Origin of the sequence: Sulfitobacter albidus (assembly GCF_018200035.1) — a bacterium.
In the GTDB taxonomy this organism is placed as follows: domain Bacteria; phylum Pseudomonadota; class Alphaproteobacteria; order Rhodobacterales; family Rhodobacteraceae; genus Sulfitobacter; species Sulfitobacter albidus.
Map to the genome: position 1 here is coordinate 3,218,151 of NZ_CP073581.1, position 14,424 is coordinate 3,232,574.

Here is a 14,424-nt window from a genome sequence, read left to right on the forward strand (position 1 = left end):
CATGCACGTCGTTTTCCGCGAAAGCCACGGCCTCGAAGATAGCGAGACGCCATTTGATCCCGGGCAGACGCCTGCGGATCTGGTGGTGCTGTCGTTTTCTGACAGTGATCTTGGCGCGTTCGCGGCGGGCTGGCATCGCGCAGACGGTACGCTACCGACGCTGCGGCTGTGCAATCTCACGGCCCTGCGGCACCCCGCATCGGTAGACAACTACGTCGAGGCGACGCTGACGGGGGCGAAGGGCATCCTGATCCGGCTGATCGGGGGCGAGAACTATTGGCCCTACGGGATCATGCAGGTGCAGGATTTCGCCCGACGTCACGGTATCGCGTTGGCCGTGCTGCCCGCCGACGGGCGCGAGGATCCGGCACTCGATGCCCATTCCACCCTGCCTGAGTCGACCCTGCGCCGGTTGCAGCATCTATGCGATGCGGGCGGGGCAGTGGCCGCGCAGGCGGCACTGGCGCAAATGGCGCTGGCCGCGGGCCTTTACGCGGGCCCGGTGCTGGGCGCCAAGACCGTGCCGGATTGCGGATTTTACGACCCTGACAAGGGAGTTTTGCCCTTTGTCGACACCCAAGGCGACACCGTCGCGGTCACGTTCTACCGCAGCTATCTCACCTCTGCCGATACCGCGCCCATTGACGCGCTGATCCGTACAATGCGCGCGCGGGGCTACAACGCCGTCGGCGTCTTTGCCCCCTCGCTCAAGAACCCGGTCGCGCGGGATTTCATCCCGTCCGCCATGGCGCAGCTCTCGCCGGTGGCCATCGTCAACGCCACCGCCTTTTCCGGGCGCGGCAGCGATGCGACCTCGCCGCTGGATGCCGCCGGATGCCCGGTATTTCAGGTCGCCCTGTCAACCGCGCGGAAAAAGGAATGGGCCGAGAGCGAGCGCGGCCTGTCGCCCGCCGATCTTGCCATGCACGTCGTTCTGCCAGAGGTCGACGGGCGGCTTTTCACCGGTGTTGTCAGTTTCAAGGCGCCGGAAAAGAAAGACCCCGATCTGCAATTCTCCCGCTTCTCTCACCGCGCCAACGCGGAACGGATCGAAGCCGTGGTAGACCGGATCGACGGCTGGCACCGGCTGGCAAAGACACCGCGCAGCGCACGGAAACTGGCGCTGGTGCTGTCGACCTATCCGGGCCGCGACGATCAGATCGCCCATGCCGTGGGCCTCGACGCGCTCGCCTCGGTCGAGGATATGCTGCTGGGTCTCGCCGCCGAAGGCTATGCCGTCACCCCGCAAATCGGCTTTGGCAAAAGCCTGCCGCAGACCCGCATCGCGTGGCCGCTGAGCGACTATCTTGCCGCGTTAGAGACGATTCCGGCGAAATTGCGCGATGATCTTACCACCGCCTGGGGTGATCCCGCCGACGATCCGATGGTTGCGGATGGTGCGTTTCATTTCCCCGCGCAGGCCTGCGGCAACGCGCTGGTGGCGCTGCAACCCGAACGTGGCAGCATCGATCAGCGCGATACCGATTACCACGATCTCGCCCGCGTGCCCCGCCACTCCTACGTGGCGTTCTATCTGTGGCTGCGCAGCGCCGGGCATCACGCGCTGGTGCATATTGGCGCGCACGGCACGCTTGAATGGCTGCCGGGCAAGGCGGTCGCGTTGTCGGATGCCTGCTGGCCCGAGGTCCTCACCGGCGCGCTGCCCGTGATCTATCCCTTCATCGTGAACGACCCCGGCGAGGCCGCGCAGGCCAAACGCCGCATCGGCGCGCTGACCCTCGGCCACGTGCCGCCGCCGCTGGCCGAAAGCGAAACGCCCGAGGCGCTGTTGCGGCTTGAGCGGCTGTTGGATGAATACTCCACCGCCGACGGGCTCGATCCCGCGCGCCGCGACCGGCTGGTGGGCGACATCCGTACCGAAGCGCAGGCCGCCGGGGTCGAGGACGACCTTGGCCTGACCGCCGACGCCTGCGAGGCCGAGGCGATCACCCGCATCGACCGTTTCGTCTGTGACATCAAGGAAAGCCAGTACGGCGACGGGTTGCATATCTTTGGCAGTGCCGAGGGAGAGACCGAGGGCCTACTGACAGCTCTTGACGGCAGGCGCGTGGCGTCCGGCCCCTCCGGCTCCCCTTACCGGGGCCGCACGGATGTGCTGCCGACGGGGCGCAACCTCTACTCCGTCGATCCCCGTGCGGTGCCGTCGCGCGCGGCCTATGCGCAGGGCGTGAAGCTCGCCGAAGAGCTGCTGCGCCGTCATTTGCAAGACAACGGTGACTGGCCGCGCGGGTTGGTCGTCGATCTGTGGGGCAGTGCCACGATGCGCACGGCGGGCGAAGAGGTCGCGATGGCGATGCACCTCGCGGGGCTTGCGCCAAAATGGGACGAGGGCAGCGAGCGCGTCTCGGGCTATGAGATCCTGCCGCTGACGCTTCTGGACCGTCCGCGCATCGACGTGACGCTGCGCGTCTCGGGGCTGTTCCGCGATATCTTCCCCGGTCTTGCGGGTCTGTTCGAGGCTGGCACCGCCGCGCTGGCCGAGCGGGAAGAGGCCGCGGACATGAACCCCTACAAACAGCGCGCGCCGCGGGTTTTCGGCCCTAAACCGGGGCTTTATGGCATGAATATGGATGCCAGCATGGCCGACTATTCCGGCGAAGGACGCTCCGCCGCGGGTGAAGCGTGGCTGAAGGCGTCCGAATACGCGCTCGATGCCAAGGGAGGCGCCGTGCAGGATCGCGCCGGGCTCGAAGCGCGCCTGCGCGCCGCCGACAGCTTTGCCCATATTCAGGATCTGACGGAAACCGATCTGCTGCTATCGTCCGATTATGCCAGCCACGAGGGCGGGTTTGCCGCCGCCATGGCGCATCTTGGCGCGCCCGAACCCGCGCTTTACCACGTCGACAGCACCAATCCCGACACCCCCCGCGCCCGCAGCCTGCCCGAGGAAATCGCCCGCGTTGTGCGCGCCCGTGCCGCCAACCCGGATTGGGCCGACGGCATGATGCGCCACGGGTTCAGGGGCGCGGCCGAAATCGCCGCGACCCTCGACAACCTCGCGGCATTTGCCCATCTCACCCGGTCTGTCCCGCCGCATCTATTTGATTTGTATTTCGACGCAACCTTAGGGCGCGATGACCTCGTGACCTTCATGCAAGACGCCAATCCCAAGGCGCTTGCCGCCATGCGTGACCGCTTTGCCGCGCTGCGTGACGCGGGGCTATGGGTGACGCGCCGCAACTCGATCGCCTCGGCGATGGAGGCGGCAGAGTGAGCGCGCATGAGGTCAAGGGCTGGTGCCCGGGTGCGCTGCGCCCAATGCGCTCCGGTGATGGTCTGGTGGTTCGCGTGCGTCCCTTCGGCGGGCGGTTGAGGCGCGCGCAGGCCGACGGCATCGCCACGCTCGCCGCCGCCCATGGCAATGGTCTGCTGGATCTGTCGAGCCGGGGAAACCTGCAAATCCGCGGCGTAACCGATACCAGTCTCCCCCACTTGATCGAAGGCTTGCGCGCGATGGGTCTGATTGACCCCTCGGAAGAGGTCGAGAGCCGTCGCAATATCCTCGTCACTCCGTTCTGGGCGCCTGGCGACGGGACCGAAGGGCTGGTAAGCGCGTTGACAGACGCACTTTCCACGCCGGACGCGCCAGCGCTTCCCGGTAAATTCGGCTTTGCCATCGACACGCAACGCAGCCCCGCCCTGCAAAACGCCTCTGCCGATATCCGGCTGGAACGCGACGCTCAGGGCGGGCTGATCTTGGTGGCCGAAGGGATGCTGACCGGCAAACCGGTGACGCAGCAGACCGCCGTGGCTGAGGCGATGGCGCTTGCCGATTGGTTCACACGCGCCGGCGGTGGCGCCCGACGCATGTCAGCACTGATCGCGACGGGCACTGTGCCCAAGGGGCATGACACGCCCCGCCAAGCAGGGAATGCTGCGCCTGTACCGGGGCCCGTTCCCGCGGGCGTGCTCGTTGGTTTTGCCTTTGGACAGATGCGCGTCGAAACACTGGCGGGCCTCGCCAAACACGGCAGCCTGCGCCTGACGCCGTGGCGCCTGCTGCTGGTCGAGAACGCCCGCGATCTGCCCGACATCGACGGCGTCCTCATAGATCCCGCCGATCCGCTGTTGCGCATCACCGCCTGCACCGGCGCGCCGCGCTGCGAACAAGCACTGCAGGAAACGCGGGCGCTGGGCCGCGCCCTCGCGCCGCATCTTGGCGCCGGGGCTACGCTGCACATCTCCGGCTGCACCAAGGGGTGCGCCCATCCGCGCCCCGCGCCGCTGACACTGACGGGGCAGGCGCGGGGCTTTGCCCTCATCCACAATGGCACCGCCGCCGATACACCGATCCGCACGGGCCTCGCGCCCGATGAGCTGAAAGACCACATCTGATGCCACATGAATACATCACCGACGGGGCGGAGATTTACCGCCAGTCGTTCGCCACCATCCGAGCCGAGGCGGCGCTGAGCCGTTTCACGCCGGAGGAAGAAATCGTCGCCGTGCGCATGATCCACGCCGCCGGCATGGTCGGGCTGGAGGCGCACGTGGCCTTTACCGATGGCATGGCAATCGCCGCGCGCGCGGCCCTTGAGGATGGTGCGCCGATCCTCTGTGATGCCTATATGGTCAGCGAAGGCATCACGCGCAAACGCCTGCCGTGCGAGAATGAGGTCATCTGCACCCTGCGCGACACCCGCGTGCCCGACATGGCGCGCGACATGGCCAACACCCGCTCCGCCGCAGCGCTTGAGCTATGGCGCCCGCATCTGGCCGGCGCGGTCGTCGCCATCGGTAACGCGCCCACGGCGCTCTTCCACCTGCTCAACATGCTCGAAGACGCCGATTGCCCGCGCCCCGCCGCGATCATCGGCTGCCCCGTCGGATTTATCGGCGCGGCGGAAAGCAAGGACGCGCTGATGGCCGCCCCTCCGGTCCCGTCAATGATCGTGCGCGGTCGGCTGGGCGGCTCGGCGATCACGGTGGCGGCGGTCAACGCGCTCGCCAGCAGGGTGGAGTGACAATGGGCAAGGTTATCTGCGCGGGCCTCGGCCCCGGTGATCCCGAGTTGATGAGCGTGAAATCCGATCGCGCGATCCGGGGCGCGCGCCATGTGGCGTTCTTTCGCAAGAAAGGGCGCGCCGGGCAGGCCCGCACCATCGTCAAGGACATGCTGCGCGACGACGTGATCGAATACCCGATGGAATACCCCGTCACGACCGAAATCCCCTTTGGCAGTGACGCATATCGCCAGCTGATGGTGGATTTCTACGCCGAATGGGCCGACCGGCTGGAGGCCCTCGCGCGTGAGCATGAAGTGGTCGTTCTGTGCGAGGGCGATCCATTCTTTTACGGCTCGTTCATGCACCTGCACACCCGCCTTCAGGGCCGCGCCGAGGTGGAGGTCTTGCCTGCCATTCCCGGTATGGTCGGCTGCTGGAACGCGCTTGATACGCCGTTTACCTGGGGTGACGATGTGCTCAGCGTGCTTATGGGCACGCTGCCCGAGGAGGATCTGATCACCCACATGCAGCGCGCCGATGCGCTGGTGGTGATGAAAACCGGCCGCAACCTGCCCCGCGTGCGCCGCGCGCTGGCCACGACAGGGCGCCTCGATGATGCGTGGCTGGTGGAGCGTGGCACGATGCCTGGCCAACGCATCGCGCGGCTGGCCGATGTGGCCGATGACGACTGCCCCTATTTCGCAATCGTTCTGGTGCACGGGCAAGGACGGCGGCCCGAGGCCGACGCGTGAGCGGCTGGGTCGCCATCGTTGGCCTTGGCCCTGGCCGCGAAAGCCTCGTGACACCTGAGGTGCGAAGCGTGCTGGCCGACGCGACCGATGTGATCGGCTATATTCCCTACGTCAAACGCATCACCCCGCGCGACGGGCTGACGCTGCACGCCAGCGACAACCGGGTCGAGATCGACCGCGCCACCCATGCGCTGACGCTGGCGCAGAGTGGGGCGCGGGTGGTCGTGGTCTCCTCGGGCGATCCGGGCGTATTCGCCATGGCCTCCGCTGTGTTCGAGGCCTATGAGGCGCAGCCGCGGTTCGCCGATGTGCCGATCACCGTGCATCCCGGCATCACAGCGATGCTGGCCGCCTCTGCGGCACTGGGTGCACCGCTGGGCCATGATTTCTGCTGCATCAATCTCAGCGACAACCTCAAACCTTGGTCGGTGATCGAAAACCGCCTGCGCATGGCCGCGCGCGGGGATTTTGCCATGGCGTTCTACAACCCCCGCTCCAAATCGCGCCCCGTGCAATTTGGCCACGCACTCGCGATCCTGCGCGAGGAATGCGCGCCGGGCACGCTCATCAGCTTTGCCCGCAACGTCAGCCACGACGACCAGCGCCTCGTGACCGTGCCCTTGTCCGAGGCGACCGAAGACATGGCGGACATGCGGACGCTTGTGATCGTGGGAAACTCGGCGACCCGACGCGTGGGCCCCTACCTCTACACCCCCCGCTCGGCGGAGGCGTGAAGGTGGTGCAGAACAGTCTCTATTTCGGCGCAAACGGTGCCTTGGGGCAGCTTTGGTCGGTCCACCATGATGACCTTTGCACCTACAGCCCGCGCCGCGTCGATCTTGGCCCGTGCGCCGGTGCCCCCGGCGTTTTTGGCAACGACATGGGTGATGCCGTGTACCCTCATCAGCGCGGTATCGCCTGCCAAATCAAACGGCCCACGGGCGATGATCAGATCGGTCTGCGGCAGGGGCAACGCACCATCGGGTGGATCGACGAGCCGCAAAAGATAGCGATGCTGCGGAGCTGCGGCGAAGGCGTGCAGATGCATGCGCCCGATGGCCAGAAAAACGCGCGCAGGGCTTTGGGGCAGGGCAGCACAGGCCGCGTTCAGGTCGGAAACATTTTGCCAGTCATCACCGTCGACAGGCGACCACGCCGGTCGTTCAAAGCGGACCAGCGGCACGTCAACAGCCGCGCAGGCAGCGTGCGCGTTCCACGACATCCGCGCGGCAAAGGGATGCGTGGCGTCGACCACATTCGTGATCTGCTTTGCCGTTATGTATTCCCGCAACCCATCCGCACCGCCAAAACCGCCCACACGGGTTGTGACGGGCTGGGCAACCGGCGCCTTGGTGCGGCCTGCGTAGCTGAAGACAGTGTCTATCCCGGCGGAATGCAGGGCACGGGCCAACGCGCTTGCCTCTGTGGTTCCGCCCAGCAGAAGGACGCGCATCGTGTCTGACCCCTGGCTCAGCATCATCGGTTTGGGCGAGGATAGCCTTGACGCGCTGCCCCCCGCAAGCCGCGCCGCACTGGATGCAGCCGAGGTGGTGTTCGGCGGGCCGCGCCACCTTGCGCTGGCCGATGTGGGCGCGCGGGGGCAGCCGTGGCCCGTGCCATTCTCAACCGCGCCCGTGTTGGCCGCGCGGGGGCGCCGCGTCGCCGTGCTCGCGTCAGGCGATCCGTTCTGGCACGGGGCCGGTGGATCGCTGGTCCGTGATCTCACACCGGGGGAGTGGCAGTGCTTTTCCGCTCCGTCTGTCTTTTCGCTTGCCGCCGCGACACTCGGCTGGCGGATGGAGGAAATCACCTGCCACGGCCTGCACGCCGCCCCCTACGCCCGTCTGCGCCGCGTTCTGGCGCCAAACGCGCGGTTTCTGTGTACCCTGCGCGACAGCGCGGCGCCTGCCGAACTGGCCGCATGGCTGACAGAGATCGGCGCGGGCGCCGCCGAGATCACCGTGTTAGAGCGTATTGGTGGTCCTCATGCCCGTGTCCGCACCGCTCCCGCTGATGCCTTTGGTCTTGAGGACATCGCCACGCCCGTGGCCGCCGCGGTTACCCTGCCCAAAGACGCGGGCCTGCCGCGCGGCAGCGGCCTGCCGGACGCGCTGTTCGCGAGCGACGGGCAGATCACCAAACGCCCCGTGCGCGCCTTGACCCTCAGCGCGCTGGCCCCGCGCGGCGGAGAGCTGTTGTGGGATATTGGCGCCGGATCAGGCTCTATTGCGGTGGAATGGTGCCTTGCGGGGGGGCGTGCCATCGCGATTGAACAGCACGCGTCGCGGGTCGCCAACATCCGTCAGAACATTGCCGACTTTGGCCTCGACCACCTGATGCAGGCCGTCGAAGGGAACGCGTCGCAGGCGATAGAAACGCTGGATCCGCCGCAGGCGGTGTTCGTCGGCGGCGGTGCAAAACTACCATTGTTAGAGACGCTTTTCGCGCGCCTTTCTCCCGGCACGCGCCTTGTCATCAATGCCGTCACGCTGGAGACCGAAGCCCTGCTGACACAGATGCACGCCACCAAAGGCGGCGACCTCATGCGGGTCGAGATCGCGCAGGCCGAACCCCTCGGCCCGCTGCGCGGCTGGCGCGCGGCGCGACCCATCGTGCAATGGAGCGTGACACTGTGATCGTCGTCGGCTTTGGATTTCGCGGTGGCGCGGCGCTGGCCTCCTTGCAGGATGTGCTTGAGCGGGCGCTTGCGGCTGCGGGCCATCCGGCGCCGCAAGCGCTTGCGACCGAAAGCGCCAAATCCCGCGCGCCTGTGTTCCGCGAACTCTCCACATTGATGAGATTGCCGGGTCTTGGCGTGCGGCAGGAAGATATCGCGCAGATGATCACGCCCACGCAATCGCAACGCATCCTCGACCGGTTTGGCACCGGCAGCCTGTCTGAGGCGGCGGCGCTGGTGACGGCGGGCCCGGGGGCAGAGCTGCTTGCGGCGCGGGTCGTCTCCGGCGATGGTATGGCAACGGCGGCGATTGCCGCGCTGAAAGGCGATCTATGACGGTTCATTTCATTGGTGCGGGCCCCGGAGCGGCCGATCTGATTACGTTGCGCGGGCGCGACCTGATCGCGGCCTGCCCGGTGTGTCTCTATGCGGGTTCTTTGGTGCCCGAGGGAATTTTGGATCATTGCCCCGAGGGCGCGCGCATCATCAATACCGCGCGGCTCTCGCTGGATGAGATCATGGAAGAGATCGCCGCCGCCCACACCGCCGGTCACGACGTCGCGCGTATCCATTCGGGCGATCTGTCAATCTGGTCGGCGATGGGCGAGCAGCTGCGCCGCCTGCGCGATCTTGGCATCCCCTACGATGTGACCCCCGGCGTGCCGAGCTTTGCCGCCGCCGCCGCCACGCTGGCGTCCGAACTGACGCTGCCGGGTGTGGTGCAATCCGTCGTGCTGACGCGGACCTCGGGGCGCGCAACAGCGATGCCAGAGGGGGAGACGCTCGCGAATTTTGCCGCCACGGGCGCGACGCTGGCGATCCACCTGTCGGTGCATGTGTTGGCGCGGGTCGTGGACGAGCTGACGCCCCACTACGGTGCCGATTGCCCCGTGGCCGTGGTCTGGCGGGCAAGCTGGCCGGATGAGCGCGTGGTACGCGCCACGCTGGGCACCCTGCAAACGGCTATCGGTGACGAGATGCAACGCACCGCGCTCATCCTTGTGGGTCACGCGATCGGTGCGCAGGATTTTGACGAAAGCAGGCTCTACGCAGGGGATTACGACCGCCGCTTCCGCCCCGTCGGTACTGCTCCCAGATTTCCGGAGGAGACATGATCCCACCCGGCCTCATGATCTCCGCCCCTGCGTCGGGGACCGGAAAAACGACCCTGATGCTGGGTCTTTTGGCCGCACTGCGCGCGCGCGGCGTCACCGTGCAACCGTTCAAGAGCGGGCCGGACTACATCGACCCCGCGTTCCACACGGCGGCCTCGGGGCGCGCGTCGTTTAACGTCGACAGCTGGTCGATGGGGCGCGCGCGCATTGACGGGATGGTGGGCAATGCGGCGGGGGCGGATCTGATCCTCGCCGAAGGGTCGATGGGGCTGTTCGACGGGGTCGCGGTGCCCGGCGAATGCGGCAACGGGGCCAGCGCCGACATAGCCGCGATGATGGGCTGGCCGGTGGTGCTGGTGCTCGACGCCTCGGGTGCGGCGCAATCAGTGGCCGCCACGGCGCTGGGGTTCGCGCGGATGCGCGAGGATGTGGCGCTGGCGGGGGTGGTCCTGAACCGTGTCGCCTCCCCCCGGCACGAGGCGCTGATCCGTGTGGGGATGCAGGCCTTGGGGATCGAGGTGCTGGGCGTTCTGCCGCGTCGCAAGGATCTGGAATTGCCCGAGCGGCATCTGGGATTGGTGCAGGCGGGCGAGCAGGAGAACCTGCCACAATTGCTGTCGGATGCGGCTGAGTTTGTGGCTGAACACGTCGATCTGGACGCGCTGCAAGCTGCCGCGCGGGGCGGTGGGGGCACTGTTGTGGCCGCAGCATCGGTCACCCCCCCGGCACAGCGGATCGCCCTGGCGCAGGACAACGCCTTTGCCTTTGTCTATCCGCATCTGCTGGCGGGCTGGCGCGCGGCGGGGGCAGAGATTTTGCCGTTCTCACCGCTGCGCGACGAAGCGCCGGACCCAAGCGCCGATATCTGCTGGATCCCCGGTGGCTATCCAGAGCTGCACGCGGGCACGTTGGCGGCGGCGGAGACATGGCGCACGGGACTTGCTGAGTTTGCCGAGACGAAGCCCGTGCACGGGGAGTGCGGCGGCTATATGGCGCTGGGTGCGGGGCTGGTCGACAAGGACGGAACGCGTCATAAAATGGCGGGATTACTGGGGGTTGAGACCTCTTTTGCCAAACGGAAATTCCACCTTGGCTACCGGTCGGCCCTGATCACCGCAGACATTCCGGGGGCGGCTGCCGGGGCGCGGTTGCGCGGGCATGAGTTCCACTATGCGACCATCCTTGCGGAGCCGGACACCCCGCTGGCGCAGATCACCGACAGCAACGGGCTGACCGTCCCGGAAACCGGCACATACCGCGATATGCCCGGCGGGGGGCGCGTGTCGGGCACGTTCTTTCACCTCATCGCGGAGAGCGGATCGTGAGCGGTTTTGTCTCGTTCGTGTCCTCCGGTCCGGGCGATCCGGAGCTGCTGACGGTGAAGGCCGTGAAGCGGTTGGAGGAGGCGGATGTGGTGCTGTTTGACGACCTGTCATCGGGCCCGATCCTGAGCCACGCGCGGCCCGACGCGGACCTTATTGGCGTGGGCAAACGGGCCGGACGGCCCTCGCCGAAACAGGACCATGTGAGTCGTGTTCTGGTCGAGTATGCGCAGGCTAACCTACGGGTTGTACGGCTGAAATCCGGGGATAGCGGCATGTTTGGCCGGCTGGAGGAAGAGATCACGGCGCTGCGCGCGGTGGGCGTGCCGTTCGAGATCGTGCCGGGCGTGACAGCGGCCTCGGCGGCGGCGGCGGCGGCCGGGATACCGCTGACACGCAGGCTGACCGCGCGGCGGGTGCAGTTCATCACCGGGGCGGATGTGACGGGCGATTTGCCGCCCGATGTGAACATGGCCGCGCTGGCTGATCCGCTGGCGACCACGGTGGTCTATATGGGCAAACGTACCTTTGCCGGGCTGGCCGCGCGGCTGATAGAGCACGGGCTGCCGGGCGATACGCCCGCGATGCTGGCGGAGGCGGTATCGACCCCCGCCGAGCGGTTGGAGCGCTACACAATCCAAAGCCTCGCGGCGCATCTGCAAACGCTTGAGACCAGCACGCCGGCGCTGATCTTCTACGGGCCGTTGGCGGAGCCGGAAACATGATGCTCAACGTGTGCACAACCTGTGCACCAACTAGTCATACACTTGCCGCACATCTGCGCGACGCGCTGCCGGAGGTCGAGGTGCGCGGGGTCGACTGCATGTCGGGCTGCGCGCGCGCGCAGACGGTCGCCTTTCGCGCGCCGGGCAAGGTCGCCTACCTGTTCGGGGAGATTACCGAGGACGACGTGCCCGACCTGCGGCGTTTCATCGAAAGCTACGTGGCCTCCTCCGACGGGACGTTCGCGGATGCGCGGATTTTAGGCGGGCTGCGGCACAAGGCGCTGGCGCGGATCCCGGCATGAGCTTTCATCTGACGCTGATCGGGATCGGGACGGGTAACCCCGAGCATCTGACACTGCAGGCGATCCGCGCGATGAATGCGCAGGATCTGATCCTGATCCCGCATAAGGGAGCCGGCAAGGATGATCTGGCCGGGCTGCGCCGCGCGATCTGTGACGAAGTACTTACCAGCGATACGACGCGCATCGTCGAATTCGATCTGCCGGTGCGCAACGAGGCGACGCTGGATTACCGTCAGCGCGTCGACGATTGGCACGACGCGATTGCCGCCGTCTGGCAGGCGACCATTCTGGCGCACGGTGGCGCGCGGCGTGTGGGGCTGCTCGTCTGGGGGGACCCGTCGCTCTATGACAGCACGCTGCGGATCGCCGCGCGGCTGGAGCCGCAACCGAGCATCGAGGTCATCCCCGGCGTCACCTCGGTGCACGCGCTGACGGCGGCCCATGCGACGGTGCTCAACGAAATCGGCGCGCCGTTCACGGTGACCACGGGGCGTCGTCTGCGCGATGAGGGCTGGCCGCCGGGCGTCGATACCGTGGTGGTGATGCTGGACGCGGGCGGCGCCTTTCGCGAGATTGATGCCACGGGCGTGCACATCTGGTGGGGCGCCTATGTGGGCATGAAAGAGCAGATCATCATCGAAGGGCCGCTGGCCGAGGTCGCGGATGAGATCATGGACGCGCGGCTGCGCGCGCGGGCTGCGCACGGGTGGATCATGGATGTTTATCTGATGCGGCGGACTTAGTCCGGATCGACACGGCCGCGCAGGGCCTTGACCTCTCCGCGCACTTTCTTGGCCTTGAGGCGGCGTTTTTTCGAGCCGAGGGTGGGGCGGGTCGCGATGCGGCGCTTGGGCGGTTTGACGGCTTCGGCGATCAGATCCTTCAGACGGTCCCGCGCGATCTCGCGGTTGCGGGCCTGGCTGCGGGTCTCGTCGCATTGCAGCACCAGCGCGCCTTCCTTTGTCCAGCGGCGCCCGGCCAGACGGCGCAGACGGTTTTTCACGGGCGGCGGCAGGGAGGGGGAGGTTTCCGCCTCGAACCGCAGTTCGACCGCCGAGGAGACCTTGTTCACGTTCTGACCACCGGGGCCGGAAGCGCGCACGAAATTCTCGGTGATTTCCCAATCCTGGATCGTGATCTTGTCGGTGACATGCAGCATGAGCGCAACAATAGCGCGGAACGCGCGGGGGTGAAGGGGCGTTATGGTGACAACCCCTATAGGAGCCCCGGCCATGTTCACCTGCCCGTCGATCATCCAGATCCCCACCACCCGCGACGATCTGTTCGCCTTTCGCATCACCGCCGAGGTCAGCCGCGAGGATATGGCCGGGATGGCCGATCACATGAACGGCATCTTTGACAGCCACGAGGGCAAGGTGGACATGCTGATGATCTTTGACCGCTACGAGGGCGCAGAGACCGGCGCGAGCCTGAGTTGGGAATCGGTGAAGTCGCGGTTCCGCTCGGTCAGCAATGTCGGGCGCTACATCGTTGTCGGCGCCCCCGAGCGGGCTGAGCGGATGATCGAGATCATGGACCACCTCATCCCCGTCGAGGCAGAGACATTCGACACCGAAGAGGCTGCGTGGCGCGAACTGGGCGCCGAAGCTGTCGCGAAGTGAGATGCGAAAAGGGCCGCTCCGGATGTCGGAGCGGCCCAATCGAATTGTATAGGAGGCGGGTCGGTTAGACCACGTCCACGTTGTTGTTCATCGGCTAAGGGCTGCCCTAGCAGACGACCTCCAACGCTGTTCCGACACCTCTCTCCAGTACCGTTCTTGACACTAGATCACCTCCTTTACCGTTGTTGAAATCACCTTCAGCGTGGCACAGCTTGTGCCCCCGCAAAGCGTTTTTTACGGGCGGCTGTGTGATTTCCTGTACCGATGCCCAATCAGGCGGCACGCAGCCGCGCGGTGATCAGACGGAAGGGGATGAGCGCGATCAGCGCGAGCGTGAGTTTCACGCCCCAGTCGGCCACCGCAAGCGAGACCCAGAGCGGGGCCATGGGGCCTGCGCCCAACAGCGGGATGACCTCGGACGCCCAGCTGACATCGGTGGCGGGGTGGATGAACGACAGCGCACCCGAGAAGGCGATGGAGAAAAAGATCGCCGTGTCCACCGTGCTGCCGATCAGGGTCGAGACCAGTGGCGCGCGCCACCAGCTGCCCCCGCGCAGGGCGGCGAAGATGCCCACGTCGAGCAGTTGCGCCACGAGGAAGGCAAGACCCGAGCCCACGGCGATGCGTACGGTCACCAGCGGGCCGAATTCGCCCATGATCTGCGTGCCGATGAGCGAACAGGCGATACCCACGACAAAGCCCACCAGGACGACGCGGCGCGCGGCGGACGCGCCGTAGACGCGGTTCATCACATCGGTGACGAGGAAGGCGAGCGGATAGGTGAAGGCGCCGTAGGTCAGCCAATCACCGTAGAGGAACTGGACGAGGATATTGGAGGCCACGACGATGGCGGCCATGGCAAGAATGCCGGGGAGGTGGGTGCGTGTCATGTTGATAACCGTTTTTTGCAAGGGTGCGGCGACTTGGCCCGCGGGGATCGCG

The 14,424-nt window shown here is 66.6% G+C and carries 16 protein-coding genes; 13 read left to right on the forward strand and 3 right to left on the reverse strand.

Annotated features, from left to right (window positions below):
* Nucleotide 1 precedes the first annotated feature (1 nt).
* The 5 genes from cobN to cobJ are packed head-to-tail and all read left to right on the forward strand — an operon-like array spanning nt 2 to nt 6,453.
* Nucleotides 2-3,235 carry a cobaltochelatase subunit CobN gene (gene cobN / locus KDD17_RS15765; RefSeq protein ID WP_212704529.1) on the forward strand — a complete coding sequence of 1,078 codons (3,234 nt, stop codon included), beginning with the start codon at nt 2-4 and terminating at the stop codon, nt 3,233-3,235.
* Nucleotides 3,232-4,356, forward strand: coding sequence for a precorrin-3B synthase (cobG, locus tag KDD17_RS15770; RefSeq protein ID WP_254796823.1), 1,125 nt, complete (start codon nt 3,232-3,234; stop codon nt 4,354-4,356). The genes cobN and cobG overlap by 4 nt, the downstream gene beginning before the upstream one ends.
* Nucleotides 4,356-4,985: a precorrin-8X methylmutase gene (locus KDD17_RS15775; protein WP_212704531.1), complete on the forward strand. Its 630-nt coding sequence runs from the start codon at nt 4,356-4,358 to the stop codon at nt 4,983-4,985. Before cobG ends, KDD17_RS15775 begins: the two co-directional genes overlap by 1 nt.
* 2 nt (nt 4,986-4,987) lie before the next feature.
* Nucleotides 4,988-5,719, forward strand: a complete 732-nt coding sequence (locus tag KDD17_RS15780; protein ID WP_212704532.1) for a precorrin-2 C(20)-methyltransferase — start codon at nt 4,988-4,990, stop codon at nt 5,717-5,719.
* The gene (gene cobJ / locus KDD17_RS15785) at nt 5,716-6,453 is read left to right on the forward strand and encodes a precorrin-3B C(17)-methyltransferase (protein WP_212704533.1); all 738 of its coding nucleotides are present in this window, start codon (nt 5,716-5,718) and stop codon (nt 6,451-6,453) included. The genes KDD17_RS15780 and cobJ overlap by 4 nt, the downstream gene beginning before the upstream one ends.
* Here the strand turns inward: cobJ and KDD17_RS15790 are convergent.
* Complete coding sequence (locus KDD17_RS15790) at nt 6,426-7,172, reverse strand: cobalt-precorrin-6A reductase (protein WP_212704534.1); 747 nt, start codon at nt 7,170-7,172, stop codon at nt 6,426-6,428. The two genes, cobJ and KDD17_RS15790, sit on opposite strands and share 28 nt — an antisense overlap.
* 1 nt (nt 7,173) lies before the next feature.
* On the opposite strand from KDD17_RS15790, the gene cbiE reads away from it, so the two are divergent.
* The 7 genes from cbiE to cobF are packed head-to-tail and all read left to right on the forward strand — an operon-like array spanning nt 7,174 to nt 12,603.
* The gene (gene cbiE / locus KDD17_RS15795) at nt 7,174-8,355 is read left to right on the forward strand and encodes a precorrin-6y C5,15-methyltransferase (decarboxylating) subunit CbiE (RefSeq protein WP_212704535.1); all 1,182 of its coding nucleotides are present in this window, start codon (nt 7,174-7,176) and stop codon (nt 8,353-8,355) included.
* Nucleotides 8,337-8,732 (forward strand): cobalamin biosynthesis protein, encoded by a 396-nt coding sequence (locus tag KDD17_RS15800; protein ID WP_254796824.1) that lies wholly within the window; start codon nt 8,337-8,339, stop codon nt 8,730-8,732. The genes cbiE and KDD17_RS15800 overlap by 19 nt, the downstream gene beginning before the upstream one ends.
* Nucleotides 8,729-9,511: a precorrin-4 C(11)-methyltransferase gene (gene cobM, locus KDD17_RS15805; protein WP_212704536.1), complete on the forward strand. Its 783-nt coding sequence runs from the start codon at nt 8,729-8,731 to the stop codon at nt 9,509-9,511. The genes KDD17_RS15800 and cobM overlap by 4 nt, the downstream gene beginning before the upstream one ends.
* Nucleotides 9,508-10,836, forward strand: a complete 1,329-nt coding sequence (locus KDD17_RS15810) for a cobyrinic acid a,c-diamide synthase CobB (protein ID WP_212704537.1) — start codon at nt 9,508-9,510, stop codon at nt 10,834-10,836. The genes cobM and KDD17_RS15810 overlap by 4 nt, the downstream gene beginning before the upstream one ends.
* Entirely contained in the window at nt 10,833-11,558 is a 726-nt protein-coding gene (gene cobA / locus KDD17_RS15815) for a uroporphyrinogen-III C-methyltransferase (RefSeq protein ID WP_212704538.1), read from the forward strand. Before KDD17_RS15810 ends, cobA begins: the two co-directional genes overlap by 4 nt.
* The gene (locus KDD17_RS15820; RefSeq protein ID WP_254796825.1) at nt 11,555-11,860 is read left to right on the forward strand and encodes a DUF1636 domain-containing protein; all 306 of its coding nucleotides are present in this window, start codon (nt 11,555-11,557) and stop codon (nt 11,858-11,860) included. The genes cobA and KDD17_RS15820 overlap by 4 nt, the downstream gene beginning before the upstream one ends.
* Nucleotides 11,857-12,603 carry a precorrin-6A synthase (deacetylating) gene (gene cobF / locus KDD17_RS15825; RefSeq protein WP_212704539.1) on the forward strand — a complete coding sequence of 249 codons (747 nt, stop codon included), beginning with the start codon at nt 11,857-11,859 and terminating at the stop codon, nt 12,601-12,603. Before KDD17_RS15820 ends, cobF begins: the two co-directional genes overlap by 4 nt.
* Here cobF and arfB read toward each other — a convergent pair.
* Nucleotides 12,600-13,019 (reverse strand): alternative ribosome rescue aminoacyl-tRNA hydrolase ArfB, encoded by a 420-nt coding sequence (arfB, locus tag KDD17_RS15830; protein ID WP_212704540.1) that lies wholly within the window; start codon nt 13,017-13,019, stop codon nt 12,600-12,602. The genes cobF and arfB overlap by 4 nt on opposite strands.
* 73 nt (nt 13,020-13,092) lie before the next feature.
* On the opposite strand from arfB, the gene KDD17_RS15835 reads away from it, so the two are divergent.
* A complete protein-coding gene (locus KDD17_RS15835; RefSeq protein ID WP_212704541.1) occupies nt 13,093-13,482 on the forward strand; it encodes a SpoIIAA family protein in 390 nt (129 codons plus the stop codon).
* 272 nt (nt 13,483-13,754) lie between these two features.
* Here the strand turns inward: KDD17_RS15835 and KDD17_RS15840 are convergent, their stop codons facing one another.
* On the reverse strand, nt 13,755-14,372 hold the full coding sequence (locus KDD17_RS15840) for a queuosine precursor transporter (RefSeq protein WP_212704542.1): 618 nt from the start codon (nt 14,370-14,372) through the stop codon (nt 13,755-13,757).
* Nucleotides 14,373-14,424 lie beyond the last annotated feature (52 nt).

Excerpts from the sequence above, each read along its gene's own strand:
- cobN (WP_212704529.1), top strand. The coding sequence starts at position 2 with ATGCACGTCGTTTTCCGCGAAAGCCACGGCCTCGAAGATAGCGAGACG.
- KDD17_RS15775 (WP_212704531.1), top strand. The coding sequence starts at position 4,356 with ATGCCACATGAATACATCACCGACGGGGCGGAGATTTACCGCCAGTCG.
- KDD17_RS15780 (WP_212704532.1), top strand. The coding sequence starts at position 4,988 with ATGGGCAAGGTTATCTGCGCGGGCCTCGGCCCCGGTGATCCCGAGTTG.
- KDD17_RS15790 (WP_212704534.1), bottom strand. The coding sequence starts at position 7,172 with ATGCGCGTCCTTCTGCTGGGCGGAACCACAGAGGCAAGCGCGTTGGCC.
- KDD17_RS15800 (WP_254796824.1), top strand. The coding sequence starts at position 8,337 with ATGGAGCGTGACACTGTGATCGTCGTCGGCTTTGGATTTCGCGGTGGC.
- cobM (WP_212704536.1), top strand. The coding sequence starts at position 8,729 with ATGACGGTTCATTTCATTGGTGCGGGCCCCGGAGCGGCCGATCTGATT.
- KDD17_RS15810 (WP_212704537.1), top strand. The coding sequence starts at position 9,508 with ATGATCCCACCCGGCCTCATGATCTCCGCCCCTGCGTCGGGGACCGGA.
- KDD17_RS15820 (WP_254796825.1), top strand. The coding sequence starts at position 11,555 with ATGATGCTCAACGTGTGCACAACCTGTGCACCAACTAGTCATACACTT.
- cobF (WP_212704539.1), top strand. The coding sequence starts at position 11,857 with ATGAGCTTTCATCTGACGCTGATCGGGATCGGGACGGGTAACCCCGAG.
- arfB (WP_212704540.1), bottom strand. The coding sequence starts at position 13,019 with ATGCTGCATGTCACCGACAAGATCACGATCCAGGATTGGGAAATCACC.
- KDD17_RS15835 (WP_212704541.1), top strand. The coding sequence starts at position 13,093 with ATGTTCACCTGCCCGTCGATCATCCAGATCCCCACCACCCGCGACGAT.
- KDD17_RS15840 (WP_212704542.1), bottom strand. The coding sequence starts at position 14,372 with ATGACACGCACCCACCTCCCCGGCATTCTTGCCATGGCCGCCATCGTC.